The 26,572-nt window shown below is 71.7% G+C and carries 22 protein-coding genes and 1 pseudogene; 13 read left to right on the forward strand and 10 right to left on the reverse strand.

Annotation, left to right across the window (positions count from 1 at the left end):
- Nucleotides 1-167: 167 nt before the first annotated feature.
- The 5 genes from repA (at nucleotide 168) to A5481_RS09640 (ending at nucleotide 3,453) form a co-directional block, all read left to right on the forward strand.
- The gene (gene repA / locus A5481_RS09620) at nucleotides 168-1,364 is read left to right on the forward strand and encodes a plasmid partitioning protein RepA (protein ID WP_245238839.1); all 1,197 of its coding nucleotides are present in this window, start codon (nucleotides 168-170) and stop codon (nucleotides 1,362-1,364) included.
- The gene (gene repB, locus A5481_RS09625; RefSeq protein ID WP_048434103.1) at nucleotides 1,361-2,407 is read left to right on the forward strand and encodes a plasmid partitioning protein RepB; all 1,047 of its coding nucleotides are present in this window, start codon (nucleotides 1,361-1,363) and stop codon (nucleotides 2,405-2,407) included. Before repA ends, repB begins: the two co-directional genes overlap by 4 nt.
- A gap of 74 nt (nucleotides 2,408-2,481) precedes the next feature.
- Nucleotides 2,482-2,685, forward strand: a complete 204-nt coding sequence (locus A5481_RS09630) for a hypothetical protein (protein WP_048434104.1) — start codon at nucleotides 2,482-2,484, stop codon at nucleotides 2,683-2,685.
- Nucleotides 2,686-2,746: 61 nt separating this feature from the next.
- Nucleotides 2,747-2,971, forward strand: a complete 225-nt coding sequence (locus tag A5481_RS09635; RefSeq protein WP_048434121.1) for a DUF551 domain-containing protein — start codon at nucleotides 2,747-2,749, stop codon at nucleotides 2,969-2,971.
- Between the two features lie 8 nt (nucleotides 2,972-2,979).
- Nucleotides 2,980-3,453: an MgtC/SapB family protein gene (locus tag A5481_RS09640; RefSeq protein WP_048434105.1), complete on the forward strand. Its 474-nt coding sequence runs from the start codon at nucleotides 2,980-2,982 to the stop codon at nucleotides 3,451-3,453.
- 249 nt (nucleotides 3,454-3,702) lie between these two features.
- On the opposite strand, the gene A5481_RS09645 is transcribed toward A5481_RS09640, so the two are convergent.
- The 4 genes from A5481_RS09645 to A5481_RS09660 all read right to left on the reverse strand — a co-directional run bounded on the left by A5481_RS09645 (nucleotide 3,703) and on the right by A5481_RS09660 (nucleotide 7,799).
- Complete coding sequence (locus A5481_RS09645) at nucleotides 3,703-6,036, reverse strand: FdhF/YdeP family oxidoreductase (protein WP_048434106.1); 2,334 nt, start codon at nucleotides 6,034-6,036, stop codon at nucleotides 3,703-3,705.
- A gap of 81 nt (nucleotides 6,037-6,117) precedes the next feature.
- The gene (locus A5481_RS09650) at nucleotides 6,118-6,585 is read right to left on the reverse strand and encodes a YaiI/YqxD family protein (protein WP_425339736.1); all 468 of its coding nucleotides are present in this window, start codon (nucleotides 6,583-6,585) and stop codon (nucleotides 6,118-6,120) included.
- Between the two features lie 5 nt (nucleotides 6,586-6,590).
- Nucleotides 6,591-6,782, reverse strand: a complete 192-nt coding sequence (locus A5481_RS09655) for a hypothetical protein (RefSeq protein WP_048434108.1) — start codon at nucleotides 6,780-6,782, stop codon at nucleotides 6,591-6,593.
- Between the two features lie 384 nt (nucleotides 6,783-7,166).
- Nucleotides 7,167-7,799: a methyltransferase domain-containing protein gene (locus A5481_RS09660; RefSeq protein ID WP_048434109.1), complete on the reverse strand. Its 633-nt coding sequence runs from the start codon at nucleotides 7,797-7,799 to the stop codon at nucleotides 7,167-7,169.
- Between the two features lie 433 nt (nucleotides 7,800-8,232).
- Between A5481_RS09660 and A5481_RS09665 the strand changes: the two are divergent.
- A pseudogene (locus tag A5481_RS09665) lies at nucleotides 8,233-8,451 on the forward strand (heavy metal translocating P-type ATPase); the annotation flags it as partial.
- A 119-nt stretch (nucleotides 8,452-8,570) separates the two neighbouring features.
- Here the strand turns inward: A5481_RS09665 and A5481_RS09670 are convergent.
- The 3 genes from A5481_RS09670 to A5481_RS09680 are packed head-to-tail and all read right to left on the reverse strand — an operon-like array spanning nucleotide 8,571 to nucleotide 12,115.
- On the reverse strand, nucleotides 8,571-9,725 hold the full coding sequence (locus A5481_RS09670) for a glycosyltransferase family 4 protein (RefSeq protein WP_048434111.1): 1,155 nt from the start codon (nucleotides 9,723-9,725) through the stop codon (nucleotides 8,571-8,573).
- A gap of 4 nt (nucleotides 9,726-9,729) precedes the next feature.
- Nucleotides 9,730-10,761 carry a glycoside hydrolase family 5 protein gene (locus A5481_RS09675; RefSeq protein ID WP_048434112.1) on the reverse strand — a complete coding sequence of 344 codons (1,032 nt, stop codon included), beginning with the start codon at nucleotides 10,759-10,761 and terminating at the stop codon, nucleotides 9,730-9,732.
- Between the two features lies 1 nt (nucleotide 10,762).
- On the reverse strand, nucleotides 10,763-12,115 hold the full coding sequence (locus A5481_RS09680; RefSeq protein ID WP_048434113.1) for a lipopolysaccharide biosynthesis protein: 1,353 nt from the start codon (nucleotides 12,113-12,115) through the stop codon (nucleotides 10,763-10,765).
- 362 nt (nucleotides 12,116-12,477) lie between these two features.
- Between A5481_RS09680 and A5481_RS09685 the strand changes: the two genes are divergently transcribed.
- The 3 genes from A5481_RS09685 (at nucleotide 12,478) to A5481_RS09695 (ending at nucleotide 16,316) form a co-directional block, all read left to right on the forward strand.
- A complete protein-coding gene (locus A5481_RS09685; protein WP_048434114.1) occupies nucleotides 12,478-13,287 on the forward strand; it encodes a WecB/TagA/CpsF family glycosyltransferase in 810 nt (269 codons plus the stop codon).
- A gap of 265 nt (nucleotides 13,288-13,552) precedes the next feature.
- Nucleotides 13,553-15,424: an alpha/beta fold hydrolase gene (locus tag A5481_RS09690; protein ID WP_156311850.1), complete on the forward strand. Its 1,872-nt coding sequence runs from the start codon at nucleotides 13,553-13,555 to the stop codon at nucleotides 15,422-15,424.
- A 10-nt stretch (nucleotides 15,425-15,434) separates the two neighbouring features.
- Complete coding sequence (locus A5481_RS09695; RefSeq protein ID WP_245238842.1) at nucleotides 15,435-16,316, forward strand: glycosyltransferase family 2 protein; 882 nt, start codon at nucleotides 15,435-15,437, stop codon at nucleotides 16,314-16,316.
- A 332-nt stretch (nucleotides 16,317-16,648) separates the two neighbouring features.
- Here A5481_RS09695 and A5481_RS09700 read toward each other — a convergent pair whose 3' ends face one another.
- From A5481_RS09700 to A5481_RS09710, 3 genes are all read right to left on the reverse strand, one after another.
- On the reverse strand, nucleotides 16,649-18,520 hold the full coding sequence (locus A5481_RS09700; RefSeq protein ID WP_048434116.1) for a coiled-coil domain-containing protein: 1,872 nt from the start codon (nucleotides 18,518-18,520) through the stop codon (nucleotides 16,649-16,651).
- 47 nt (nucleotides 18,521-18,567) lie between these two features.
- Nucleotides 18,568-19,467, reverse strand: coding sequence for a hypothetical protein (locus tag A5481_RS09705; RefSeq protein ID WP_156311851.1), 900 nt, complete (start codon nucleotides 19,465-19,467; stop codon nucleotides 18,568-18,570).
- A gap of 765 nt (nucleotides 19,468-20,232) precedes the next feature.
- Nucleotides 20,233-22,167 (reverse strand): SDR family NAD(P)-dependent oxidoreductase, encoded by a 1,935-nt coding sequence (locus A5481_RS09710; protein WP_048434118.1) that lies wholly within the window; start codon nucleotides 22,165-22,167, stop codon nucleotides 20,233-20,235.
- 167 nt (nucleotides 22,168-22,334) lie between these two features.
- Here A5481_RS09710 and A5481_RS09715 point away from each other — a divergent pair, with 167 nt between their 5' ends.
- The 4 genes from A5481_RS09715 (at nucleotide 22,335) to A5481_RS09730 (ending at nucleotide 26,538) form a co-directional block, all read left to right on the forward strand.
- Complete coding sequence (locus A5481_RS09715; protein WP_064503914.1) at nucleotides 22,335-23,429, forward strand: CgeB family protein; 1,095 nt, start codon at nucleotides 22,335-22,337, stop codon at nucleotides 23,427-23,429.
- Nucleotides 23,426-24,526, forward strand: a complete 1,101-nt coding sequence (locus A5481_RS09720) for a CgeB family protein (protein ID WP_048433599.1) — start codon at nucleotides 23,426-23,428, stop codon at nucleotides 24,524-24,526. The genes A5481_RS09715 and A5481_RS09720 overlap by 4 nt, the downstream gene beginning before the upstream one ends.
- 147 nt (nucleotides 24,527-24,673) lie before the next feature.
- The gene (locus A5481_RS09725; RefSeq protein WP_048433600.1) at nucleotides 24,674-25,699 is read left to right on the forward strand and encodes a UDP-glucuronic acid decarboxylase family protein; all 1,026 of its coding nucleotides are present in this window, start codon (nucleotides 24,674-24,676) and stop codon (nucleotides 25,697-25,699) included.
- A gap of 74 nt (nucleotides 25,700-25,773) precedes the next feature.
- Entirely contained in the window at nucleotides 25,774-26,538 is a 765-nt protein-coding gene (locus A5481_RS09730; protein WP_048433601.1) for an alpha/beta fold hydrolase, read from the forward strand.
- The last annotated feature ends 34 nt before the right edge of the window (nucleotides 26,539-26,572 follow it).

The following is a 26,572-nucleotide window of genomic DNA, read 5'->3' on the forward strand; positions in this document are numbered from 1 at the left end:
ATCGCGGTCCCCTGCCCTGCCGGCGCCCCGAGCCTACGGGGCTTGTGCGAGGCTGGCGCCGGGTCATTCCTGCCGATTGCGAATCGGGGCATTTGCAGGTCAATTGCAGTTTCAGCGCCGAACCGGCGAAATTTCTGCAAACGGGGTCCGCGAGGATGAATCAGCATATGCCGCCGCAACCCCCTGCCCCGGTCGCGCCCGCCGCGATGATCGGCGCCCATGCCGCGACGTTGCGCGCGCAGCTGCAGGCGATCTCCTCCGGGCTGTTCCCGCCCACCGCCGCCAAGGGCCTGCGCCGCTTCACCTCGACCGAGGCCGCCCGGATCATCGGCGTGACGGTGTCGCGGCTGCAGCAGCTCGCCGCCGACGGGCTCGGGCCGCAGCCGGAGGTCTCGGCCAACGGCCGGCGCTCCTACAGCCTCTCCGACATCCACGGCCTGCGCGCCTACCTGGACGAGAACACGCGCGGCGGCCGGCGCTACCAGCCGCGGCGGTCGGCGACCGAGCACCTGCAGGTCGTCGCGGTGGCGAACTTCAAGGGCGGATCGGGCAAGACCACCACCACTGCCCACCTCGCCCAGTCCCTGGTGCTGCGCGGCTACCGGGTGCTCGCCATCGACCTCGACCCCCAGGCCAGCCTCTCGGCCCTGATGGGCGTGCAGCCCGAGCTCGATGTCGGGGCCGACGAGACGCTCTACGGCGCGATCCGCTACGACGACGCCCGGCCGCTCAGCACCGTGGTGCGCCCGACCTACTTCACCGGCCTCGACCTGGTGCCGGCCAACCTCGAGCTGATGGAGTTCGAGCACGAGACCCCGCGGGCGCTGAGCCGGCGCCGGGCCGGCGAACCGCTGTTCTTCGACCGGGTCGCCCACGCGATCGACACGGTGGCGGCGGATTACGACATCGTCGTCATCGATTGCCCGCCCCAGCTCGGCTACCTCACCCTCTCGGCGCTCTGCGCCGCGACCTCGCTGCTCGTCACCGTGCATCCGCAGATGCTCGACGTCGCCTCGATGAGCCAGTTCCTGGCGATGACCGAGGACCTGCTCGGCGTGGTGGCGGAATCCGGCGGGCGGCTGCAATACGACTGGCTGCGCTACCTCGTGACCCGCTACGAGCAGCAGGACGCGCCGCAGACCCGCATCGTCGGCATGCTGCGCACCCTGTTCGAGGACGCGGTGCTGACCGCGCCGATGCTGAAATCCTCGGCGGTCTCCGATGCCGGCCTGTCGAAGCAGACCCTGTACGAGATCGGCCGCGAGAGCGTGACCCGCTCGACCTACGACCGGGCGCTCGAATCCCTCGAGGCGGTCAACGGCGAGATCGAGGGCCTGATCCGCCGCGCCTGGGGCCGGTCATGAGCCGCAAGTCGAACCTCGACGCGCTGTTCGGCGCGCGCCCGGCGCCGCAGCCGGCGGCCCCGCCGCCCGAGCCCGAGGCGTTTGCAGCTGCAAACCCCGAGCCGGCCGAGCCCGAGTTCGCAGCTGCAAACCCGCGCGCGCCGGAGCGCAGCCGCAGCGGCCCGGTGCGGGCGATGAGCAGCACCCTGCGCGGGCTCGCCGCCCGGGCCGACGCCGCCGCCGAGATCGAGGCCGGCACCGTGGTGGTCGAGATCGCCCCCGAGCGGATCGACGATTCCTTCATCGCCGACCGGGTGGCGGACGAGACCGATCCGGGCCTGCCGGCCCTCGTCGAGAGCATCCGCGAGAGCGGCCAGCAGGTCCCGATCCTGGTGCGGCCGCATCCCGACGACCCGGAGCGCTACCAGGTCGCCTACGGTCGCCGTCGCATCCAGGCGGCGCGCCGCCTCGCCCGGCCGGTCCGCGCGGTGGTGCGCCCGCTCTCGGATGCCGAGCTGGTGGTGGCCCAGGGCAAGGAGAACCTGGAGCGGCAGGACCTGAGCTACATCGAGCGCGCCTTCTTCGCGCTCCGGCTCGAGGAGCACGGCTTCGCACGCGCCACGATCACCGCCGCGATGGGCGTCGGCAAGGGCGACCTCTCGACCCTGATCTCGGTCGCCCGCACGGTGCCGCCGGAGATCGTGCGGGCGATCGGCCCGGCGCCGGCGGCGGGCCGCCCGCGCTGGATGCTGCTCGCCGAGCGGATCAGGGCGGCGCGCTCGGGCCGGGTCGCCGCCCTCGTCGCCGATCCGGGCTTCCGGGAAAAGCCCACCAACGAGCGCTTCGCCGCCCTGCTCGACGCGCTGGCGCCGCTCAGCCCGGCCCGGCCGGCGCCGCAGGTCTGGAGCGACGAGGCCGGCCGCGGCATCGCCCGGATCGAGCGCAAGCCGGACCGGGTCGCCGTCACCTTCGACGACCGCGCCGAGCCGGGCCTTGCCGACTACGTCCTCGACCGGCTCCCCGAGATCCTCGCCGCCTACCGGGCCGGCCGCTCGCGGCCCTGACGGCCCCGCGACCCGGGAACCGGAGAGGCGGGCGGGACATGTCTCGGCAGTCCCGCCCGCACCGGAGGCCCGCCATGCGCCGCACCCTGCTGATCCTCGCGCTCCTCGCGCCGACCGCCGTCCTCGCCCAGGGCGCCCCCGGCCAGGGCCGGTCCGACGGGCGCCCCGCCTGCGAGGCCAAGGCCGACCGCAGCGGCATCACCGGCGACAACCGGGCGACCTACCTGCGCGAATGCGAGGCGGGCGAGCGCCTGGTGCGCGGCGATGCCCCGCGCTGACGCGAACGGGCCGGGGCCCGGCGCGTTGGTGGTGCGCGAGGCAACCGTCGCGGAGCATCCGATGACCGATTGGAGGCCCATCGATCGCGCCCCCCAGGATGGGCGCTGGATCATCGCCATTCACCGGGACGAGCCGGACCGGCGCGCCGTGATCCGCTGGGATCCCGGCCGCGCCGGGGACGGCCGGCCCTGGCACGTCGCCACCACCGAGTACGGCTACGCCGCCGACGCATTCACCCACTGGACGCCGTTCCCGGAGCCGCCGGAGCCGGGGCAGGGCACCTGACCGGCCCGATGCTGCCCGACGCCACCGCCCTCGACCTCGGGGAGATCGTCGGGCGCCTCGGCGCCGCGACACTGTGCGGGCTCGCGCCCGGTGCGGAACGGGAATGGCGCGGCAAGGATGCGGGTCTGCGCACCCACACCCTCGTCGCCCTCAGCGCGGCCGTCATCACGGCCGCGGCGCTGAGCCTCTACGTGGTGGTACGCCGGGAGGGCGGCGATGCCGATCCGCTGCGGGTGATCCAGGGCTTGGCCCAGGCGATCGGGTTCATCTCGGCCGGCACGATCCTCGTCGCCCGCCGCAACGTGAAGAACCTCACCACCGCGGCGAGCCTGTGGTTCGCGGCTTCCGCCGGCATCGTCGCCGGGGCCGGGCAGTTCACGCTGCTCGCCGTCGCGATGGGCTTCGGCCTGGCGATCCTGGTCGTGCTGACGCTGCTTCGCCGCCTCGGCCTGGCGCGCGACGAGGATCGGGAGGCGGGCTGAGCGGGAGCGCCGCGCCCCGAAACAGGAGCACCGCCGCGATGGCGTCGCGGCGGTGCTCGCCCTCTTCGAGGGCTTTCCTCCCCAGACCTCGGACCGCTCTCGAGGGCGGCCTGTGTCGTGTCTGTGATCACAGTGGTAGCCGGCGATTCCCCCGTACACAAGCACAATTGTGCGTCATTCGCGGGCAACTGGCACTTTCGTGCTCAGGCACGGGGGTCGCCGGCAGGGGAGGGGGCGTCGGCACCCGCCTCAGATCGGGTGCGCCGAATGGCCCGTCGGCTCGCGCCGATCCCGCTTCGGCCCGCCCGCCTCCGGCCGGATCCGCACCGGCACCGACTTCGCCGCCGGCGTCTTCGACTGGATGTCGTGGTGCGAGAGCGCCATCAGCGGGTTCATCTCGGGATAGTACGCCCCGAGGCACCCGTCCGGGAGCGAGAACGGCGTCACCGTGAGGCCGGTCACGACCCGCTCGATCCCGTCGCCGGCGTCGCTGACCAGGGAGACGACCTGCCCCTCGCCGAGGCCCGCCCGGCGGATCTCGTCGGGGTTCATCAGGAGCACGTCGCGGGTGCCCTCGATCCCGCGCAGGCGGTCGCTGTAGCCGTAGATCGTGGTGTTGAACTGGTCGTTCGACCGCATGGTGATGAGCCGGTAGCGGCCGGGCTCGTCGGCGAACCCGGTCGCCGACATCACCTCCGGCGCGGTGAACTCGGCCTTGCCGCTCTCGGTCTTCCAGACCCGCTCCCGGGCCGAGTTGCCGCGGTAGAACCCGCCCGGGATCCAGAGCCGGTCGTTGAAGTCGTGGAACTCCTCCCGGTAGGTCCTGGCGATCTCGTCGCGGATCAGGCCGTAATCGCCGACCCACTCGTCCCAGCGGACCTTCGGGTTCGGCGCCAGCGTCGCCTTGGCGAGGCCGGCCACGATCGCGACCTCGGATTTCAGGAAGTCGCTCGCCGGGGTGCGGCGTCCCTGCGAGCCGTAGATGCAGCTGAACGTGTCCTCGATGCTCACCGCCTGCGGGCCGCTCGCCTGGCGGTCCTCCTCGGTGCGGCCGAGGCAGGGCAGCAGGTAGGCGATCTCGCCGTTGACGAGGTGCGAGCGGTTGAGCTTGGTCGCGACCTGCACGGTCAGGCGCATCCCGGTCCAGGCCTTCTCCATCCGGTCCTGGTCGGGGATCGCCCGCACGAAGTTGCCGCCGAGGCCGAAGAAGCCCCGCACCTTGCCCGACAGGATGCCCTCGCTCGCCTCGACGGTGTTCAGCCCCTTGTCGCGCGGCGGCGTGAACCCGAACTGCTCGGCGATCCGGTCGAGCGGCACCAGCTCCGGCTTCTCCGAGATGCCGACGGTGCGCTGGCCCTGCACGTTGGAATGGCCCCGCACCGGCGACACGCCGGTGCCGTCGCGCCCGATATTGCCCCTGAGCAGCAGCAGGTTGACGACCATCGCGACGTTCTCGAAGCCGTGGACGTGCTGCGTCAGGCCCATGCCGTAGAAGGCGCAAGTCCGCTCGGCCTCGACGTAGACCTGGCCCGCTGCCTCGATGTCGGCGCGCGAGATCCCGGATTCGCGCTCGATCTCCTCCCAGGGCGTCGCCCGGACCTTCGCCTCGAAGGCGTCCAGCCCGGTCGTGTGTTGGGCGATGAAGTCGACGTCGAGGACGCGGGTGCCCTTCGCCCTGGCGGCGTCGTCGGCGGCAAAGACGTGCTTGCACAGGCCGAGCATCACCGCGATGTCGCCGCCGGGCCGGACCTGATGGTACTGCGCGCTGATCTGCGTCGCCTTGCGGGTCAGCATCTCGACCGGGCTCTGCGGGTTGGTGAAGCTCTCGAGCCCCCGCTCGCGGACCGGATTGAAGGTGATGATCTTCACGCCGCGCTTCGCGGCCTCCTGCAGCGGGTGCAGGAAGCGCGGCGAGTTGGTGCCGGTGTTCTGGCCGAAGAAGAACATCGCGTCGCATTTCGACAGGTCGTCGAACACGACCGTCCCGACGCTGGCGCCGATCACCTTCTTGAGGGCCACCGAGGTCGTCTCGTGGCACATGTTGGAGGAATCGGGCAGGTTGTTGTTGCCGTAGAGCCGGGCGAACAGGGCGTAGAGGTACGAGGTCTCGAGGCTGGCGCGCCCGGAGGAGTAGAACACCACCGATTTCGGATCGAGCTGGCGCAGCTCGGCGCCGATCGCCCTGAACGCCTCGTCCCAGCCGCACGCGACGTAGCGGTCGCCGGTGCGGTCGTAGCGCATCGGGTGGGTGAGGCGGCCCAGCTGCTCGAGGTCGTAGTCGCTCCAGCCGCGCAGCTCGGTCAGCGTGTGCCTGGCGAGGGTTTCGGGCGTGCAGCGCCGCGTGGTCAGCTCCCACAGGGTCGCCTTGGCGCCGTTCTCGCAGAACTCGAAGGGGTGGTAGTTCGCCGGCTTCGCCCAGGAGCACGAGACGCACATGAAGCCTTTCGGCTTGTTCTGGCGAAACAGGGTCTCGGTGGCGAGCGGGGTCGCCCATTCCTTGCCGAACACCTCGGCGATGCCGCGCACCGAGCCCCAGCCGCCGGCCGGGCTGTCGTAGTGGACCGTGTTCTCCTCGACCGACATGCTGGCTCTCCCGTGCGGCAGGCGACGGCTCGCCGCCGACAGGGAACCCGCAGGGATTGGGTAAGTTCGCGGCGGTCCGCCTCAGCCGCCCCGGGCGTTGCGCCGCAGCCGCACCAGGGCCCGGTCGAGGGCGCCGAGGAAGGCGGAGCGGTCCTTCGCCGAGAACGGCTTCGGGCCGCCGGTCACCGCGCCGGCCTCGCGCAGCGACTGCATCAGGTCGCGGGTGGCGAGCGCCATCCCGACGGAGGAATCGGTGAAGGCCTTGCCGGTGGGGCCGAGGACGCTGGCGCCGGCCTTCACGCAGCGGCTCGCCAGCGGCACGTCGGCGGTGACGACGACCGCCTGCGGGCCGGCCCGCTCGGCGATCCAGTCGTCGGCGGCGTCGAACTTGTCCGAGACGATCACCCGCTCGATCCACGGCTCGCGCGGCACCGCGAGGAAGCTGTTGGCCACCACCACCACGTGGGCGCCGTGGCGCCCGGCGACGCGGTAGACCTCGTCCTTCACCGGGCAGGCATCGGCGTCGACGTAGACGGTGATCGCCGCCATGGTCGTCATCGCCCGGGATTGAGGAACAGGCTGTCGAATTCCGGCGGCGCGTAGTCCCGGCCGGTGATGTCGGTGATGACGACGCGATCGTGGCCCTCGGCCTCGAGTTCCTGCGCCTTCTCCAGGGCGCCCTCGGGCGAGGTGCGCTGGTGCGAGAGCGGGCCGTCGGCGGTGTGGGCGGTCACGACGAGATGCATTGTCATCCTGGGTTGCGGGCTGGCGCATTGATCGCACGGACCGGTGCGAGAGGCGAGCGCCCGGACGGGGGAGGGGAGGGCGGCTCCCGCCGCCCCGGCGCGACGCCGGCGCGGCCCGGGGAAGGTCGCGGATGAGGGTTAACGGTGTGTTGACGGGACGGGGCCGTGCGCCCCGGCGAACCCGGCCCGGCCGCGTCCCTCCGGAGCGGTGTAGCCGACCGAGAGCGGGAGAGCCCTCCCGCGCGCCCTCGATCGCGCTGCGGCAGGCGGGATCTCTCGCCAGGGGGGCATCGGCGGTGACGGGTCAGGATCGGGTTGCACTCGAACCCGGGAGACCCCGACGACCGATGCCATGACGAGCGTGCGGATACCGCGCCCGGTTCCTCAATCCGCGGCGCTCCAGCCGACCACCGCCGTCATCGGGTCGCCGGGGCCGCCCTCGGGCCTGAGCGTCCGTCCTTCGATGTGGGCAAAGCCGGCGCGCTCGAGATACAGACCGACGAGCTGGGCGTGTCCCGCACCGTCGAGCTCGTGCCAGATCGTCACCGCCTTGGTCGGGAAGCAGCGGTTCGAGAACGAGATCACCACCGGGGAGCCGGGGCGCAGCACGCGGGCGACCTCGGACAGCACGGCGACGGGCCGCTGCAGGTACTGCACCGCGACGCAGATCAGGGCGGCGTCGAGGCTTGCCGTGTCGAGGGGCAGGTCCGGCGCGGCGTTGAGGTCCTGCACGAAGCGCCGGGTCAGGCGCGGATTGGCGGCGAGTTCCGCGGCGTTCAGGCCGTGGCCGATGACGCTGGCATAGGCGACCTCGTCCGGCAGATGGCTGACCCAGCTCGACATCAGGTCGAGGACGTCGCCCGCCGGGACGACCTCCCGATACAGGTCGGTCACCGCCGCGATCGCCGCGGCGTCGATATGGGTCACGAAGCGGGGTTGCGCGTAGAACAGGGGATCGGGATGGCGATCGATCTTCGCGAATGCGTCCGGCGGCAGCTCCGGCAGATCCTGGTCCATCGTCGGGTGTGCCTCCGAGCCGGGCTTGCGCGCCGACCTCGATCGCCGGCGCGGGAATCGTCGGGTCGAGGACCAGTGTAGGGAGCGCCCGGCGAACTCCCAGTGCGAGTGTTCACGGTGCCGCATCCGTCGCGATCGACGGGCCCGTCATCGGGGCGGCGACCGACGCCCGGCTCGGTGAGCTCACATGCGCCGGGACCCATACGCGCCGGGAGAGGGGCGATGCCTCCGTCACGACGCCTCTCCGCCCCGGCGCGGGACGGAGCGGAGAGGCGCGCCGGCACGGACCGGCTGTCGGCCGTCTCGACCGCCCTCGCGCATCATGCCCGGCCCGCGTCCGACGACGCGCTGCGGGTGACGCGACGCTCCGGGTGAGGCGGCGAAGGCTCCGATCGGCGCGGCGGTCCCGGCACGATCCTCGTCACCGGTCGTCCGCGCCCGCGCCATCGCGCTCCAGAGCGTGCTCGTCGGCCTCGGGCTCTCGCTGTCCGGGATGGTGGCCGCCGTCCTGGGCGCGCTCACGCCGGTGCAGGGGGCGCTCCTGCAGGAGGCGATCGACGTCGCCTTGATCCTGGACGCGATGCGGGTCCTGGCAGGGCCGGGCGGCGCGCACGATGCGGGGGGACGCCTCGACCGGGCCTGCACGTCGTAGGCCGGCATCCCGGGTCCGGACGCCCCGTTTCGCCGTCTCGGCCTCGATCGCCACGGCCTTCGCCCGGGCGGACGCCGAGGCAGCCCGCCGCCTCGCGCCGCCCGGGCGGCCACCCCTTGTCACGCCGCCCGGGCGGCCGCCCCGTGTCCCGCCCCGGCGAGTGCCGCCTCGTAGACGGCGACGTAGCGCGATGCGACGCTCGACCAGCGGTAATCGGACAGGTCCTCGCAGCCCCGCGCGATCTCGCCCCGCTCCAGGCGCGCATGGGCGGTGCGGATGGCCTCGGCGGCGGTCTCGGGCGCGGCGAAATCGGCCAGGCCGATCAAGGGGTGACGCTGCGCAAGCCAAGCGAAGGCGTCGTTCGGATGGGCCACCGGGACGAGTCCGGCGCTCAGCGCCTCGATCAGCGCGATGCCGAAGCCCTCGTATTGCGAGGCCGAGACGAACAGGCTCGATTCGCCGATCAGCGCGCGGACCGCCGGGGCGTCGAGCCCGGTATGCAGGGTGACGGCCCCGGACAGCCCCATCCGGTCGATCTCGGCGGCGAGCGCCTCGGCGGTGACGTCGGAGGGCACCCCGACGATCCGCAGCCGCCAGGCCGGCCCGTCGGCGTTGAGCGCCCGCATGGTCGCGAGCAGGCGGTCGAGGCGCTTGTTGTGGGCGAAGCGGCCGATCGTCAGGAGCGCGCGCCGGGGCTCGGGCGAGGCGGCGCCGGCGAACTTGTCGAGGTCGACGCCGTTCTGGACCACCTCGACGCCGCCCGGCACGATACCGTCGAACAGCTTCGCGTCGCTCTCGCTGCAGGCCACGATCGCCTCGTAGGCCCGCACGCTCATCCGGGTCGGGCCCTCGAACCACAGCTTCTTCAGCCGCGAATGCGCGCTGGTGTGGAAGAAGCCGCCATGGGTCGTCGCCACCATCGGCCGGCGGTGCAGGGGCTTGGCCAGCGCGAAGGCGTCGAAGAAGAAGTCGATGGCGTGGACGTGGACGAGGTCGGCGTCGCCGAGATGCCGGAACGCCGACGGGGCGACCGGATAACGGGACGAGCCGAAGAACGGGATCCGCTCGATCGCGATCCCCTCCAGGACCTCCCGCGCCGGCAGCCGCGCCTCGGGCGCCGAGAACAGCCGGTCGAGGGTCAGCACCCGGACGCGGTGGCCGAGGCGGGCCTGCTCGCGGGCGAGGTTGGCGACGAAATCCTCGAGCCCGCCGCGGTTGGGCAGGAACTGGCGGACCACGTGCAGGATCGACAGGGGCGCGGCGGGAGGCGTCATCGGGTCAGCGCTCGCAGGTCGGCTCGGCCCGGGCGGCGGCCTGGACCGCGGCCACGACCGGGGCGTTGGCTCCGGCGGGATCGAGCTTCAGGGGATAGTCCGGGGCCCACAGATCGCCGGCGGCCCAGGCGGTCCAGCCGACCCATTGCCGGGGATTGCGGTTGAGATGGTCGAGCACCGCGCGCAGCCGCTCCGGGCAGCCCTTGCGGGCCGAGGCGCCGATCTCGCCGAGGAAGGCGCGGCGCTTGGTCTGGGCGAGCCAGCCGGTCAGCCGCTCCACCGCCTGCAGGGCGTCGGCCCCGCGGCTGCACTCGGCGTGGGTGCCGGAGAAATCGGCGTCGAGGTACTGGTGGACCTCGTAGGCGACGTTCTCCCCCGGGTCGACGACCCCGAGCATGATCGCGGCGTTGTTGCCGGTGGGCAGGTCGGCGGTCCAGCTGTGGGCGCCGGTCCAGCCCGAGCCCGGCACCAGCACGAGCTGGGTCGCGCCCGTCTCGCGGATCGCCGCGACCGCCGCGTTGGCCGCCGCGAGCCAGCGGTCGGCCGGGATGTCGTGCGGCTCGTTCATCAGCCCGAACACCACCGAGGCGTCGCCGCGGAAGTGCCGCGCCAGCCGCCGCCAGACGTCGGCGAAGGCCTCCGGCGTGACCATCTCGGAATCGATGCGCGCCTTGCCGTGATAGGCGTAGTTGTGCAGGTCGATCACCGTGCGCATCCCGGCCACGGTCGCGGCCGAGACCGCGGCCTCGAGGCGGCCGAGCTCGTCCGGATCGAGGGGCTGGCGCAGGACCGGCTGCAGCCGCTCCCAGCGGATCGGCAGCCGCATCGCCGTGAGGCCGAGGGCGGCGAAGCGGCCGATCGTCTGGGCCGAGGGGTAGAGGTAGTCGAAGCCGTAGCGCCCCGGCACGGTGCCGAACTCGGCCCCGCTGAGATTGACGCCGCGCAGGCAGGACGGCGCCGCCGCCGCGGGGGCGGGCGGCAGGGCCGGGATCAGGCCGGGGAGGAGCAGGCCGGCGAGGGCGAGGCGGCGGCGCATCCTACTCGGCCGCCTGCGCGCCGACGAGCGCGACCGGCGCCCAGGCCCGGCGGGTGAAGAACGCGGTCGCCCGGCTGTCGACGTTCCAGTGCCGGCGCACCCAGCGGGCGAGCACCAGGTTGATGACCACGGTCCAGCCGACGTTCGCCACCGCGACGCCGAGGATGCCGAAGGGCACCGCCACGAGGCAGAGCAGGACCGCGTAGACGGAGAACAGCACCGCGTTCGCCACCAGGATGTAGCGCTCGCCGCCGCCGATCGTCAGCAGCGAGGCGCCGGGGCCGAAGAACGCCATCACCACCGAGGACAGGCTGAGCACCGCCAGCACGTCGGTATGGGCGGCGAAGTCGGGCTTGAACAGCGCGAGGGCGAACGGCGCCCCGACCGCCATCGCCACGGCGCCCGCCGAGGAGATCGCGAAGCTCGCCAGCGACAGCCGGCCGACGAGGCGCTGGGCGCCCTCGCGGTCGCCGGCCTGGAAGTGGCTGGCGATCATCGGCATGCTGACGGTGTCGATCGCCGCGCTCGGCAGGTTGACCAGCATGGCGTAGCGCAGGGCGACGAAGTAGAAGGCCGCCTGCTCCATGCCGAGCAACGCGCCGACGATCACGGTCTCGAGGAAGGCTGTCCCCGCCACCATCACGTTGTTGGCGGTGAACAGCAGGCTCTCGCCGCGCCAGGCCGGCGCCGCCTCCGGATGGCGCAGGCCCCCGCGCCAGGACTCCCAGCCGTGATGCGCGGCGAGGTGGCGGATCTGGTAGAGCGTCGCCGCGAGGAGCAGCCCGAGCACGATCTCCATCGCGGCGGTCGCGCCGGTGAGGAGGCCGGCGAGCGAGGCGCCCCAGAGCATCGCCGAGCAGGCGCCGCGCCAGATCACCTCCCGCGGCAGCAGCGCGAGCCAGATCCGGCCGTGGATGCGGAAATAGCTCTGCAGGTACTCCGAGAGCGCGAACACCGCCGCGAAGGCGCAGGCGAGGTGGAGCCGGTGATAGGGGTCGGGCAGGGCGTCCTCGGCGACGAAGACCGCCGCGCACAGGGCCAGCATCAGGGCGACCGCGCCCGTGAGCCAGCCGAGATTGTAGCGCACCAGCGCGGCATTGTGGGCCGAGACGCCGTCCTGTGCGCGGTAGTGCTTCAGCACCAGGTTCTGCTGGCCGAGCGCCGCGATCAGCCCGAGCCCGCTGCCGAGGGTGAACAGGAAGACGTAGACGCCGTACTCGTAGGTCGTGAGCAGCCGGCTCGCCACGAGCAGCATCACGAAGCCGAGCACCGCGCTGGCGATCCGCGCCACGAAGGCCGAGGCGAATTGCTGCGAGCGGCCCGATCGGCGCAGCCGCGCCACGAGTGTCAGCATCGTGTCCGTCGCCTCTCGGTGAGCGTCAGGAATCGGCGCGCGCCGCGCCCGCCTCGTCGGCATGGGGTAGCAGCGATCCCCTATCGGGCCTTTAACGCGAACCCGCGCCTTGCCGGGATTATCGCAGAAGCATCGCAGCTTCAGGCCTAAGACGACAAGCTTAGCCATTCACCGCGGCGGCGATGCCGTCTTGTCGGAATGCGCCAAAGGCCGCGTTAACCTTGTGGGGAATTAAGGCTGCATCTCGGCCCCGGCCGGGTGCATTCACATCGGCAGGGGCGCGGCCCGCCGGGACTTCTTTACCGGTGACGGTGATGGTCTTGCCTCGACACGGATCATCCACCCTCCTCGGGAGCCATCCCATGCCTGACCGCGCCCTCGATACGGCGCCCGGAGCTGCGAGCGTCGACCGGCTCGAGCTCGAGGGCGTCGGCGTCTGCGATCTCACCCGCGACGAGCTGTTCGGGCGCCTGCGCGACGCGCTCGACGGGCGCGCGCAGGTCTGCCTCGGCTTCTGCAACGCCAACATGCTGCTCAAGGCCCTCTGCACCCCGGCCTACGCGGCGGCGTTGCGCAGCTTCGTCCTCGTCAGCGACGGGCTCGGCATCGACCTGTGCTCGCTCCTGTTCCGCGGGCGCTTCTTCCGCCAGAACCTCAACGGCACCGACCTGATCCCGGCCTTCCTGGCCGCCGAGACGCGCACGCGCACCCTGTTCCTGCTCGGGGCGAAGCCCGGCATCGCCGAGGCGGCGGCGCGCAACCTGGCGCTCCTCTATCCCCAGCACCGGATCGTCGGCGTCCGGCACGGCTATTTCGGGCCCGGGGAGACCGGCGCCGTGCTGGCCGAGATCAACGCCGCCGCCCCGGACATCCTCCTCGTCGCCCTCGGCAATCCGGCCCAGGAGACCTTCATCGCCGAGAACGCGCACCGGCTCGACGCGCGCCTGCTGATGGGGGTCGGCGCGCTCCTCGACTACGCCGCCGGGGCGGCGACCCGCGCGCCCGCGGCGTTCCGCCTGGTACGGCTCGAATGGCTGTTCCGTCTCCTGCGCGAGCCGCGCCGCCTCGGGCGCCGCTACACGGTCGACATCGTGGTCTTCGTCGCCATGATCCTGCGCCTGCGGCTGGCGAGCCTGATGCGCGCCCGGCCGGTCCGCGTCGCCCGCTCGTGAGCGGCGGGCCGCGACCGTCGAAGGTTTCCGTTCGACCGATGGACCGATGCCGCAGGGGATGCCTCCCTATCGCCCGCGACATCATCCCGAGGCGGTAGCCGATCCGCGATCGACTACCGCCTGAGGGTGAGGTCGAAAACGGGAAAGATCTTTGGTTCAAGCCGCACGGGCTCTTAGACAATGCGGCAAAGATGACGACACAGACTGGCATGCTGCGGCGGCGCATTCGCGCGCCGCGCCCGACGAGACGGAAGGACCTGTGCAGATGCTGACCGACGGCGCGGGCGCGATGCCCGAGGCAGGGTTCGCGCCCGGGGCGGGCGTGCGGCCCGCCGCGACGGAGCCGGTCCCGGTGACGCTCGGCGATGCGTTCGGCTGGTACAGCCCGGGCCCGCGCCGGCGCGGCGTGCTCCTGTGCGGCACCTTCGGGTTCGAGCAATGGTGCGCCTACCGCTCCTGGCGCGAGCTCGCCGGGACGATCGCCGCCGAAGGCTGCCCCACCCTGCGCTTCGATTATCCCGGCCAGGGCGATTCCCGCGATCCGGCCGGCCCCGAGATCCCGGCGGCCCTCGCGGCGATCCGGGCCGGCATCGCCTTCCTGCGCGAGGAGGCGGGGGCCGAGGAGATCGTCGTGGTGGGCCTGCGGCTCGGCGCCACCCTGGCGGCGCTCGCGGGCGCGGATATCGACCGGCTGGTGCTGCTGGCGCCGTTTCCCACCGGCAAGGCCTATCGCCGCGAGATGGCGATGCAGTCGCGGCTCATCGACGTGATGCCCGATCGCTCGCCGATGCCGCAGGAGCCCGACTCGCTGATGGTCGGCAGCTTCCTTCTCGGGCCGCAGACCCTCGCGGACCTCGCCCGGCTCGACCTCCCGGCGGCCGAGCGCGCCCCGGCGCCGCGGATCCTGCTGCTGGGGCCCAAGGTCGACGCGCTCGCCGGGCGCTACCGGGCGCTCGGGAGCGAGGTCGAGGCCGGCCCGTTCCCCGACCTGACCCAGCTCGTCTCCGACCCGCTCTTCTCCCGCACGCCCGACCAGACCTTCGCGCTGGTGCGCGACTTCGCGGTGGCCGGGGCCCCGGAGCCCGCCGCGTCCCGCCCGCTCGCCGATGCGATCCGGCACGGCAACGGCCGGGAAGGCGAGAACTCGCAAGGAGCGGGCTGGCAAGGGGAGGGCTGGCGGGAGGAGGTGTCGCGGTTCGGCCCCGGCCTCGTCGGCATCCTGTGCCGGCCTTGCGGCGCCTGGAGCGGCGACACCGTGCTGGTGGTCAATTCGGGCCGCAACCCGCGGGCCGGGCACGGCCGGCAGACGACGCGGCTCGCCCGGCGGCTCGCCGGGGCCGGCATCGCCTCGTTCCGCTTCGACCTGCGCGGCATCGGCGACAGCGTCCCGCGGCCGGACGGCTCGCTGCCGCTCTACGCGGCGGATTCGGTCGCCGACGTCACCGCGGCGGTCGACCACCTCGTCGCCCTGGGGCACCCGCCCGGCGTGGTCCTGGGCAATTGCAGCGGCGCCTACCAGGCGTTCCAGGCCCTCGGCCGCGATGCCCGCCTGCGCGCCGCGGTGCTGGTCAACCTGTACTGCTTCGACCTGAAGCCCGGCACCGACGTCGAGACGATGGTGCGCGACACCTTCCGCCACAGCCAGGGCTACATGGCCCGCGCCCGCCAGGGCCGGTTCTGGCGCCGGATCCTCACCGGCGACCTCAGCCTTTCGAAGGTGGCCCGCGCCCTCCTGCGCGACGGCGCGGCCCGCCTCGACCGCTGGACCGCCCGGATGCCGTGGCGGACCCTGAGCCGCACCGGCGTCGCCGGCCGGGTCGCCGCCCTGCGCCGCCGCGGCGCCCGGATCTGCCTGGTCTACAGCGCCGACGACCTCGGCATCCCGGCGGTGCAGGCGCATTTCGGCACCTCGGCGGCGGGAATCGCCCGCCGCCTCGGCTATCCGGTCACGATCCTCGACGGCAGCGACCACAACCTCAGCCGGCCGGCCGACCAGGACCGCGTCTTCGCGATCCTCGTGCGGGTGGTGCGCGAGGCGCGGACCGCCGACCGGCCGAACGCCGTCCCCGAACCGGCGGCCCCGCATCCGGTCCGGACCCCGGGCGGGCCGTCCCTGCTCCTGTCGCGCAGCGGCTGAGGACCCGTCGATGAGACCCGAGGCCGCCATGTCCTCCGCCACGCCCTCCGTTCCCGTCCTCTCCCTGCTGGTCTGCACGAAAGGCCGCTCGGCGCAGCTCGAACGGCTGTTCGACTCCCTCCTCGGGCAGACCCGCCCGGACTTCGAGGTGGTGCTCGTCGACCAGAACGAGCCCGGCACCCTCGAGCCGATCGTGGCGCGCTACCGCGACCGGCTCGCGATCGACCACGTCCGCTCGGCGCCGGGCCTGTCGCGGGCCCGCAACGTCGGCCTCGCGCGCTGCCGGGCCGACCTCGTCGCCTTCCCGGACGACGATTGCTGGTACCCGGACACCCTCGTCGCCGAGGTGGTGTGGCTGTTCGCGGCCCATCGGGAGGCCGATGCGGTGACCGGGCGCACCCTCGACGCGACGGGGCGCGAATCCCTCGGCGCCTTCCTGGCCGCCGACCAGGCGGTGGACCGGCGCAACGTGTGGTTCGCCGGCAATTCGAACGGCCTGTTCGTGCGCCGCGCCGCCGCCCGGGCGGTCGGCGGCTTCGACGAGAACCTCGGCGTCGGCGCCGCGACCCCGTTCCGCTCCGGCGAGGAGACCGATTTCCTGCTGCGGCTCCTCGGGCAGGGGAGGGGGGTGATCTTCCGCCACGGCCTCGCCGTCCACCACGACCAAGTCGCCGAGGCCGGCCGCCACCGGCGCGCCGCCGACTATGCCCGCGGCTTCGGCCGGGTGCTGCGGCTCCATCGCTACGGCCTGCCCTACCTCGCCTTCCGCCTCGCCCGCTTCACCGCGAGCGGCGGCCGCGCCCTGCTGCGCCGGGATACCGGTACGGCGCGCGACAAGGCGCTGTGGGCGATCGGGACGGTGGCGGGGTATTGCGCGACGGCCCCGGACTGAATCGTGGAGCTTCTATATGCTGAAGCATTGTCGAAAAACTTCACCGTGAAAATCCAAGAGCTTGTCAGGATCGACATTTTATTTGAGAAAATCCCGGACGACAGTTGTGATTTGCCTGTCATCCCTGATCGTTGATTGTTCAATCATGTCGAAGCCTGCGAGTTGCTGCGCGTTCATGTCGTCCTCCCACTGGTCTCGGCTGGTTCGGTCCGCCGGCCGCGCGGCCGGGGAGGGCGTCGCAGGGTGAGCCGTTCGACGCCCGCGTCCCGGCGTCGAGGAGGTGTCGGGGGCGGGCGCGCTCGGATCGCGCGCCCTGGATCGCGGGTCTCGGCTCAAGCGCTCTTGGCATTCTCCTCGCGGTACTTGCCGAGAGCGACGATCTTCGCGTCGGAGGTGGCCTCCCTGTCCGCGACGATGGTCGTGATCTTGTCGGCCGCCGTGCTCAGATAGGCGGCCAGCCGGTCACCCGTGATGTAGTCGCCGCTCAGCTTGTTCAGCTTCGACCAGCCGTCGGCGAAGCTCTTGCAGAACCGGTCGGAGACGATCGCCACCGCGTACCATTGCGCGGTCTGCCGGATGAAGAACTCGTCGACGGACTTGATGAGGTGCTCGAGGCGGCTCTTGCGGATCGTCTCCATCTCGACCGCGGTGTCGATGGCGGCGACCTGGCTGCCGGCCTGCTCGGCGATGCCGTCCATGAAATCGGCAAACGACTTGAAGAAGAAGGCGATTTCCTCGACGATCTCCTTCATGCGGGCGAGCGCGCTGAGGCTCATGTTCAGCGACTTGATCGTGAGATGGATCGTCTCCTCCTTGCTTCGGGTGCCCTTGAGCAGGGCGGTGATCTTCACGAGCTCGGCGGACTGGGTGCGGCGCTCCTTCTCGTAGGCCTCGGCCTTGTCGACCATCCGCATCTGCATGTCGCGCAGGCTCGCGGCCTGCTGCTGCTGCTCGTCCGTGAGCTTGCCGAGTCCCTTGTCGAGGGCGTTGAACGAATCCTGCAGGCTGGAGACGACCGTCGCCTGCTTCTCGACCGCCGCTTCCTGGGCCTTGAGGTCGTCCGCCTTGGCCTTGACGCGCTTGTCCATCTCGGACAGCTCGACGGCCTTGCTGGGGGCCGCGCCGGCCGAGCCCGCCTCGACGGCGAGCTTCTTGCGCGATTCCTCGAGACCTGTGAGCTCGGCCTTCAGCGCCTGCTTCTTCTCCTCGCCCTTCTTCAGCTCCGCCTTCTCCTCGGCCAGCTTCGTCTGCGTGCGGGCGGATTCGTCGGACCTGTCCCGGCCGGCGCCGGGCGTCGGTCCGCCCTGGCCGCCCTGGCCGCCCGCTTGTCCGCCCTGGGCGCCGGCCTGCCCGCCGAGGGCGCTGCCGAGCGAGGAGGCGATCATGGTGGTCGGGCCGCCGGCCGCCATCGCGATGGCGGGGACGGCGCTCGAGATCATCTGAGCCCCGACCCGGACGATCGACATGACGAAGGCGCGCTGCTCGGCGGTGGACGCCCGCTGCTCGTACTCGCGCGCCTTGCGCTCGAACTGCTCGACCTGGGTCTTGAGGTCGTTCACGAGCGATTCGATGTAGTCCCGCTTGGCCGTCGCCTGGTTGATCTCGTCCTCGAGCGCCTTCTTGTCGGTGAGCCGCGCCCCGAGAACCACCTGGCTCTTGGCCGTGGCATCCGCGGTCTCGGCGATGACCTCTTCGTAGGACCTTGCTATGACCAGCAGCTTGTCGCGAATGTCGATGGCCTTGCTCTTGATGTCTTTCGTAGTCGCGATCAGGTCCTTGCCGAGAAATTTCTTGATCTCGGCTTGATCCTTGTCGCGACGAATGTCGTCCCATTCCGGGAACGTATCGTAGAGCAGTTGGCTGATGGAGGTCGCGACGATTCCCGCCCGGCTCATCGTCGAATCGCTGCTCTTCTGAATCGTGATCAGCTTGTTCATCAACGCGCTGATCTTGACGCGGATGTCGCCCTCTTCCTGTGGCGTCGTGTTGTAGGCGATATAGAGCAGATCGACGGCGTTGTCCGTGTCCCGCTTGGCCAGTTCGACGTTGTATCGTCCCTGGATCTTCTGCACGTAGGAGCCGACGATGCCGGCATTCGACTCCGGCAGCACGATGCTTTCTTTCGAGCGGATCGCATCGACCTCGGCCTTGATCGCCGAATCGAGCTGAGCATTCTGGCTTTGGAATTCGACAACATCAGCCATCGTTCATCACCCTCGGTCTGTGTCGTGAAATCTGCCGGTGAGGCAGGTCAACGCGAGCATCGCTGCTTCACGTCCTCGGGCATGCCGTCCTCGGTCTTGGCGACGAAGTCCGCGATGCCGGAGCTGAAGGCGTCGAGCTCTCTCGAGAGAGTATTGACCCGACGCAAGCGCGCATCCTCGGGATCGACAGCGTGCGCGTCCTTGAGGGTTTCCTCGACGCTGCCGATCAGGAGGTCGTAATTCTGCATCTTGGCGTTGATGACCGCGCTGGCCGCCTGGGCCCGCGAAATTCCACCCTCGATGTCCTGGACGGATCGCCGGTTCGCCTCGGCTTCCTCCTGCGCCTGCGACAGGCTGCTGCGGTTCCGGGCGAGCTGGTCATGCGCCTCGTGCAGGCCGTGCTCCGCGTTCCGCAGGCGCTCGGCCTCGGCGTGGAAATCGGCTTCGGCGTTCCGCATCCAGCCTGCGGCCCTGACGAAGGCCTCGCCCTCGTTGCAGACCCAGGGAAACAGGAACAGGACTGCCCTGCAGATCCTCAGTCTCTCCGCCTGCTCGTTCTGCTCGGACCGGGCGCGCTCGTAATCCTGCCTCTTGGATTCGACGTTCGATCGCTCGGCGTCGACCAGGTTCTCGAACCCCCTTTGTCTCACTTCTCCCTGCGTGATCTCGGTCGCGAGGGTGTCGCGACGCTGCAGCACGGATGCGAGCGCCGATTGCTGCTCGGCGCTGCGGGCTTGCTGCTCGGCGACGTAGCGGCCGAAGCATGCCAGCCGGTCCGAGAGCGATCCGCGATCGGCTTCCGCCCGGGTGAGCTTCGCCCGGAGGGTGGCGATTTGCTCCTCGGACAGCACCGCCGCGCTGACATTCGCGAGCGGCAAGCAGATCGTTATTCCCACTCCCAGGAAAAAAATGATTCTTCCCAATGATGTCGATTTTGCTGCACTCAAGCAAAAATCTCCTATTCTTGACCGGGATTGATGCAAGCGAACAACATTTGATGAGATACGAATATCGATAATGGAAAACAGTTTTCCATGTAAATTTTCTTTCAAAACAACAACATAAAATCGGTCTGATTTATTGATGTCAGCGGATTGACACTGAATATAGACGTCTCATCGGTGCGTCAAGCGCGAGAAATGTTCGTATTTGTCTCACGATATGCATTGATACGCAGGGGAAGATTTTTAAGACGCAGAAGCAAATTCGTGCCCATCGGCACCGCGAAGGCCGGCAGGCGCTCTTGGGCGCCGCGACGTCCCAGAGCTGGGACGTCGCGGGCGTCACGGGATCTGCGGGTCGGAGGAGGCTGCCGCACTCGGGGCGAGGCCGACGGGGCGGCGCCGCGACTGCCGGCGCGGGGCGTCCGGCGCTGCGCGCCACGGTCCTCGGGGTCAGGCGCCGGGTCTCGCCCCGGGCGCTGCGGGGTCGGTGGCAGGCGGTGTCGGCCGTGCAGGCTCCGGCCCACGACCAGGGGTCACGCGACGCGGCTGCGATCGAGCGTCGGGCGGGGTCCTCGGTCCGTCGAGCGACGATGCGGCGCGATCGACGAACCGGAAAGGGCGCCGTTCCGGGCCCTCGATCCCCGCGCGCCTTCGCATCGGCGCCAGGCTAAGGAGACCTCGCGGGCCTGGAGCGTTTCCCGACCAGGCGAATGCGGAACAATCAAAGACCGAGAGCGGCGCCCGATTGCACCGTGAGCGGGCGCCGCTCTAGCCCGCCCGGGAGAGGGCCGGCGCCTCGGAGCCTGCCCGCAGCAGGAAGTCCGGGATCGCCTCCCCGAACACCGCGTCCGCCGTCGCCCGGTCGTCGGCCGCGACCGCCGCCGCCAGCCGGTCGAGCCAGCCCTGAAGCTGGGGACGGTCGGCGAAGATCGGCTTGGCCGCCATCACGCCGTCGATCCCCTCCAAGTTCACCATCGGCTCGTCGCGGGCGAACAGGATCTCGTTCAGCCGCTCGCCCGGGCGGGCGCCGGTGACAACCACGTCGATGTCCTCGCCGGGCTCGAAGCCGGCGAGCCGGATCATCCGCTCGGCGAGGTCGCGGATGCGCACCGGCTGGCCCATCTTGAGCACGTAGACGGCGGCGCGCTGGTCGCCGGCATTCGCGTCGCGCGCCTCGCGGTCGGCGTGGGAGGCGGCGGTCAGCACGAGGTCGGCGGCCTCGCGCACCGTCATGAAGTAGCGCACCATGTCGGGGTGGGTCAGCGTCACGGGACCGCCGCGGGCGATCTGCGCCTTGAACACCGGCACCACCGAGCCGACCGAGCCCAGCACGTTGCCGAAGCGCACCGCGACCAGGCGGGTGTCGTCGGGGGTGCGGCCGGCATCGAGGGCCTGGGCGTACATCTCGGCGAAGCGCTTGGTGACGCCGAGCTGCGAGACCGGCTCGATCGCCTTGTCGGTCGAGATCATCACGAGCGCCCGCGCGCCGGAAGCCAGCGTCGCGTCGGCGACGTTGACCGAGCCGAACACGTTGGTCTTGATGCCCTCGCTCCAGTCGCGCTCCAGGTAGGGCACCTGCTTCAGCGCGGCGGCGTGGAAGACGTAGTCGGGCCGGAAGTCCGCCAGCACCCGAAGGAGCCGGTCGCGGTCGCGGATGTCGGCGATGACGCCGGACACCGCGGCGTGGCCGGAGAGCCCGGGCCGGCTCAGCACCCCGTGCAGGGCGGGCTCGGAACTCTCCAGCACCAGCACGGCGCTCGCCCCGAAGGCCACCGCCCGGGCGCAGATCTCGGAGCCGATCGAGCCGCCCCCACCCGTGACGACGACCCGTCGCCCGGTCAGGAAATGCGCGAGCCGCGGCGTGTCGATCGCGACGGTCGGGCGCAGCAGCAGGTCCTCGATCTCGATCGGGGCGAGCTCGGCCCCGCGCCCGGCATCGCCGAGGCTCGTGACGCGCGCGAGCGGCAGGCCGAGGCGGCGCGCCCGCGCGATCAGCGCCTCGGGCTCGGCCTCGGGGGCGAGCGCGCTCGGCGTCGCGACGAGGCGGCGGATCGGCACGCCGCGGGCGGCCAGGCCGGCCACCACCTCCTCGAGGTCGGAGACGGCGCCGAGCACGGGCACGCCGCGCATGGTCTGGCCCTGTTCCTCGGCCCGGGGCGAGAGGATGCCCTTCGGGTCGAGCTTGCGCACGGCGCCCGATTCGATCGCGCGGAGCACCACCTCGATGTCGTGGCCGCGCCCGACCAGCAGGGTCGGGGTGCTGGCGGCCCGCGCCGCGCTCTGGCGCGAGCGGCTGTACTTCAGGTAGCGGAACGCCAGCCGCGGCCCGCCGAGCAGGAAGATCTGCAGGACGAAGTAGAGGCCGATGGCGATCTTGCCGAAGAAATAGATGCCGAACAGGGCCGGCGAGACCAGCACGTAGTCGAGCACGAGCAGCAGCAGCGTGAGCACCGCCACGGCGCGCACGATGTTGGCCAGGTCCGGCAGCGAGGCGAAGCGCCACTTGGTCCGGTAGAGCCCGAAGGCGCGGTAGACCAGCCCGGCGCAGGCCACGAAGGGCGGCAGCAGCACCGGCAGGTGGGTGACCCGCTCGGCCAGCAGCGGGCCGTCGAACCGGATCACGAAGGTGAGGAGCACGGCGAGGGCCGTCGCCACGAGGTCGTGGACGATGATCGTCGCGGTCTTGAGGATCTGTCTGCGCATCGGGAGCCGGGCGCGGTATCGGCCGGGGCTTCCGCGGTGTCAACGCGGGGGGGGCGTCCGGCGTCTCGCGGCGGCGGGATTTGCCAAACGCCGCCGCTCCGCCATCTGGGCATACAGTCAGGGAGCATCGCGGCCGCGCGGTGCCGACAGGGAGGCCCCCGCGCCGCATGCCCAGCCTCGCCTTCTACGGCTCCAGCCTGCTCTCCGCCTACTGGAACGGTGCCGCCACCTATTACCGCGGCCTCATCCGCGACCTCGCCGGCCGGGGCTGGCGGACGACCTTCTACGAGCCCGACGCCTTCGAGCGCCAGCAGCACCGCGACATCGACCCGCCGGATTGGGCCCGGGTCGTCGTCTACCCCGCCACCGAGGCGGCGGCCCGCGGGGTGATCGCCGAGGCGGCGCAGGCCGACGTGGTGGTGAAGGCCTCGGGCGTCGGCGTCTTCGACGACCTGCTGCTCGTCGAACTGGCTCGCACCGCCCGGCCCGACGCGGTGCGGCTGTTCTGGGACGTCGACGCCCCGGCGACGCTCGCCGAGATCGGCGCCTCTCCCGACCATCCGATGCGGCGCGTCCTCCCGGATCTCGACCTCGTCCTGACCTATGGCGGCGGGCCGCCGGTGGTCGAGGCCTATCGGGGCTTCGGCGCGCGCGACTGCGTGCCGATCTACAACGCGCTCGATCCCGACACCCACCACCCGGTGCCGGCCGAGGCACGGTTCTCCGCCGACCTCGCCTTCCTGGGCAACCGGCTGCCCGACCGGGAGGCGCGGGTCGAGGCGTTCTTCCTGAACCCCGCCGCGGGCTTGCCGGAGCGGCGCTTCCTCATCGGCGGCAACGGCTGGGAGTGGCGGGGCCTGCCGGAGAACGTGCGCCGCATCGGCCACGTGCCGACCGCCGACCACAACGCCTTCAACACCTCGCCCCGCGCGGTGCTCAACATCGCCCGCGACTCGATGGCGGCCACCGGCTGGTCGCCGGCGACCCGGGTGTTCGAGGCCGCCGGGGCCGGCGCCTGCCTCATCACCGATGCCTGGACCGGGCTCGAGATGTTCCTGAAGGAGGGCGAGGAGGTGCTGGTCGCCCGCGACGGGCGCGACGTCGCCGCGCATGTCGAGGCGCTGGGCGAGGAGCGGGCGCGGGCGATCGGGCAGGCGGCGCGCCGGCGCATCCTCGGAGAGCACACCTACGCGCGCCGCGGCGCCGAGGTCGACGCGCGCTTACGCCGGGCGCTGGCCGCCCGCCGGGGGCATGCCGCGTGAGCCGGCCCCTCGACCTCGTGGTGCTGGGCCTGAGCCTGTCCTCGTCCTGGGGCAACGGCCACGCCACCACCTACCGGGCGCTGCTGCGGGCCTTCGCGGAGCGCGGCCACCGGGTGACGTTCCTCGAGCGCGACGTGCCCTGGTACGCCGCCCATCGCGACCTCGCGGAACCCGGCTACTGCGACCTCGTGCTCTACCGCGACCTCGCCGGGCTCGTGGCGCTGATGCCGCGGCTTCGCGCCGCCGACGCGGTGATGGTCGGCTCCTACGTGCCCGACGGCGTCGCGGTCGGCGAGATGGCGATCCGGGCCGCGCACGGATCGAGGAAGATCGCCGCCTTCTACGACATCGACACTCCGGTGACGCTGGCCAAGCTCGCCCGCGGCGACCACGAATACCTGACGCCGGACCTGATCCGATCCTACGACCTCTATCTCTCCTTCACCGGCGGCCCGACCCTGGCGCGGCGCGAGTGCGCGCACGGCGCGCCGATGGCCCGGGCGCTCTACTGCTCGGTCGATCCGGAGCATTACGCGCCGCAGGACGGACCGCTGCGCTACGACCTGAGCTATCTCGGCACCTACAGCCCCGACCGGCAGCCGACCCTGGAGCGGCTCCTGATCGAGCCCGCCCGCCGCGCGCCGCAGCGGCGCTTCGCCGTCGCCGGGCCGCAATATCCGGACGACATCGCCTGGCCGGAGAACGTCGCGCGCCTCGACCATGTCGGCCCCGCCGACCACCCGGCCTTCTACGCGGCCAGCCGCTACACCCTGAACGTCACCCGGGCCGACATGATCGCCGCCGGCTACAGCCCGAGCGTGCGCCTGTTCGAGGCCGCCGCCTGCGGCACGCCGCTGATCTCGGATGCCTGGGACGGCCTCGGCACCGTGCTCGAACCCGGCCGCGAGATCCTGGTGGCCGACGGGCCCGAGGCGGTGCTGGCGATCCTCGACCGGCGCGACGAGGCCGCCCGGACCGCGCAGGCCCGGGCCGCGCGGGACCGGGTGCTCGCCCGCCACACCGCCGCCTGCCGGGCGGCGGAGCTCGAATCCGCCCTGCGCGAGGCCGGGGCTGGCGGGCTCCGCCCCGCACCCTAAAAATACTGATACCCTGTATCGCAACGACGGTCCGAGGCACCGCGTTGTGTGCGGGTCGGGTCCGGGAACAATGATCCCGGATTCGCGAGGCGCGGGAGGCGTCCCGGGCGGGTCCGCCCCGCCCGGCCAGGCAAGAGGATCGACCGCATGAGACACCGCGAGAGCACGCTCGTCCTGGTCGCCGGCGGCGCGGGGTTCCTGGGGTCTCATCTCTGCGACCGGTTGCTCGCCGAAGGGCACGAGGTCGTCTGCCTCGACCATTTCGGCACCGGGCGGCGGCGCAACCTGCGCCACCTCGAGCGCGAGCCGCGCTTCGACCTCGTCACCCACGACGTGATCCAGCCGCTGCCGGCCCGCCTGAGGCGCCAGCGCTTCTCCCGGATCTACAACCTCGCCTGCCCGGCCTCGCCGCCGCATTACCAGGCCGACCCGGAGCACACGCTGCTCACCAGCGTGCTCGGCACCCGGCACCTGCTGCTGGCGGCCGAGGAGGGCGGCGCGCGCCTGCTCCAGGCCTCGACCTCCGAGATCTACGGCGACCCGGAGATGCACCCGCAAGCCGAGGGCTACTGGGGCCACGTGAACCCGACGGGGCCGCGCGCCTGCTACGACGAGGGCAAGCGGGCCGCCGAGACCCTGTGCGCCGACTACGCCCGGGCCGGGCGCGTCGCCGTGCGGGTGGCGCGCATCTTCAACACCTACGGGCCGCGGATGCGCGCCGATGACGGGCGGGTGGTCTCGAACGTGATCTGCCAGGCGCTCGCCGGCGACGACATCACGGTCTACGGCGACGGCAACCAGACGCGCTCGTTCTGCTACGTCGACGACCTGATCGACGGCCTGCACCGGCTGATGGAGCACGATCCGGACCGGCGCGACATCGGCGCGGTCAATCTCGGCAACCCGGTCGAGCTGACGGTGTCGGACCTGGTGCGCCGGGTCCTGGCGATGACCGGCTCGCCCTCCTCGGTGGTCCACCACCCGCTCCCTGTCGACGATCCGCGCCGGCGCCGGCCCGACATCGCCCGCGCCTGCGAGATCCTCGGCTGGGCGCCGCGGGTGCCGCTGGAGCAGGGCCTGCGCGCCACGGTGCTGTGGTTCTCCGACGAGGCCGAGGACGGCCCGCGGGCGACCGCGCGGCCGGGGCTCGCCGTGCCGGCGGCCCTGGCCTGACGCGACCGCCGCGTTGCGGCCCCGCCCGCCCCTGAGCTAAGCCGGCCCCGACCTCGCGCGGGAGCCCATGTGCCATGCAGACCTTCGACTCGGACGGCGTCCCGATCGCCTATCTCGACGTCCCACAGAGGGAGGGCGCCGGGGAGCCGATCCTGCTCATCCACGGCTTCGCGTCGAACCACGCCGTCAACTGGGTCAACACCTCCTGGGTGCGCAGCCTGACCGGGGCCGGGCGGCGGGTGATCGCGCTGGACAATCGCGGCCACGGCCGGAGCGGCAAGCTCTACGAGCCGGAGGCCTACGGCTCCGACCTGATGGCCGAGGATGCCCGCCGGCTCCTCGACCACCTGGACATCCCCCGCGCCGACGTGATGGGCTACTCGATGGGCGCGCGGATCACCGCCTTCCTGGCCCTCGCCCATCCGGACCGCGTCCGTTCGGTCGTGCTCGGGGGGCTGGGCATCCACCTCGTCGAGGGGCGGGGGCTGCCGGCCGGCATCTCGGAGGCGATGGAGGCGCCCTCGCGCGACGCCGTCACCGATCCGACGGCGCGGATGTTCCGGGTCTTCGCCGAATCGACCGGCAGCGACCTCAGGGCGCTTGCCGCCTGCATGCGCGGCTCGCGCCAGACCCTGTCGCGGGCCGAGGTCGCGCAGATCGAGGTGCCGGTGCTGGTGGCGGTCGGCACCACCGACACGGTGGCGGGGTCCGGCCCCGCGCTCGCCGCCCTGATCCCGGAGGCGAAGGCCCTCGACATCCCCAACCGCGACCACAACCTCGCCGTCGGCGACAAGGTGCACAAGGCCGGCGTGCTGGAGTTCCTCGACGCGCGGCCCTGACTGGAGCATTTTTCGACGAAGCGGCAGAATCAGA

The organism is Methylobacterium platani, from assembly GCF_001653715.1.
Classification (GTDB): Bacteria; Pseudomonadota; Alphaproteobacteria; order Rhizobiales; family Beijerinckiaceae; genus Methylobacterium; species Methylobacterium platani.

Excerpts from the sequence above, each read along its gene's own strand:
- A5481_RS09715 (WP_064503914.1), top strand. The coding sequence starts at position 22,335 with ATGCCCAGCCTCGCCTTCTACGGCTCCAGCCTGCTCTCCGCCTACTGG.
- A5481_RS09695 (WP_245238842.1), top strand. The coding sequence starts at position 15,435 with ATGAGACCCGAGGCCGCCATGTCCTCCGCCACGCCCTCCGTTCCCGTC.
- A5481_RS09730 (WP_048433601.1), top strand. The coding sequence starts at position 25,774 with ATGCAGACCTTCGACTCGGACGGCGTCCCGATCGCCTATCTCGACGTC.
- A5481_RS09690 (WP_156311850.1), top strand. The coding sequence starts at position 13,553 with ATGCTGACCGACGGCGCGGGCGCGATGCCCGAGGCAGGGTTCGCGCCC.
- A5481_RS09710 (WP_048434118.1), bottom strand. The coding sequence starts at position 22,167 with ATGCGCAGACAGATCCTCAAGACCGCGACGATCATCGTCCACGACCTC.
- A5481_RS09635 (WP_048434121.1), top strand. The coding sequence starts at position 2,747 with ATGACCGATTGGAGGCCCATCGATCGCGCCCCCCAGGATGGGCGCTGG.
- A5481_RS09645 (WP_048434106.1), bottom strand. The coding sequence starts at position 6,036 with ATGTCGGTCGAGGAGAACACGGTCCACTACGACAGCCCGGCCGGCGGC.
- A5481_RS09655 (WP_048434108.1), bottom strand. The coding sequence starts at position 6,782 with ATGCATCTCGTCGTGACCGCCCACACCGCCGACGGCCCGCTCTCGCAC.
- repA (WP_245238839.1), top strand. The coding sequence starts at position 168 with ATGCCGCCGCAACCCCCTGCCCCGGTCGCGCCCGCCGCGATGATCGGC.
- A5481_RS09670 (WP_048434111.1), bottom strand. The coding sequence starts at position 9,725 with ATGACGCCTCCCGCCGCGCCCCTGTCGATCCTGCACGTGGTCCGCCAG.
- A5481_RS09700 (WP_048434116.1), bottom strand. The coding sequence starts at position 18,520 with ATGGCTGATGTTGTCGAATTCCAAAGCCAGAATGCTCAGCTCGATTCG.
- A5481_RS09630 (WP_048434104.1), top strand. The coding sequence starts at position 2,482 with ATGCGCCGCACCCTGCTGATCCTCGCGCTCCTCGCGCCGACCGCCGTC.
- A5481_RS09660 (WP_048434109.1), bottom strand. The coding sequence starts at position 7,799 with ATGGACCAGGATCTGCCGGAGCTGCCGCCGGACGCATTCGCGAAGATC.
- A5481_RS09725 (WP_048433600.1), top strand. The coding sequence starts at position 24,674 with ATGAGACACCGCGAGAGCACGCTCGTCCTGGTCGCCGGCGGCGCGGGG.
- repB (WP_048434103.1), top strand. The coding sequence starts at position 1,361 with ATGAGCCGCAAGTCGAACCTCGACGCGCTGTTCGGCGCGCGCCCGGCG.
- A5481_RS09685 (WP_048434114.1), top strand. The coding sequence starts at position 12,478 with ATGCCTGACCGCGCCCTCGATACGGCGCCCGGAGCTGCGAGCGTCGAC.
- A5481_RS09640 (WP_048434105.1), top strand. The coding sequence starts at position 2,980 with ATGCTGCCCGACGCCACCGCCCTCGACCTCGGGGAGATCGTCGGGCGC.
- A5481_RS09650 (WP_425339736.1), bottom strand. The coding sequence starts at position 6,585 with ATGGCGGCGATCACCGTCTACGTCGACGCCGATGCCTGCCCGGTGAAG.
- A5481_RS09675 (WP_048434112.1), bottom strand. The coding sequence starts at position 10,761 with ATGCGCCGCCGCCTCGCCCTCGCCGGCCTGCTCCTCCCCGGCCTGATC.
- A5481_RS09680 (WP_048434113.1), bottom strand. The coding sequence starts at position 12,115 with ATGCTGACACTCGTGGCGCGGCTGCGCCGATCGGGCCGCTCGCAGCAA.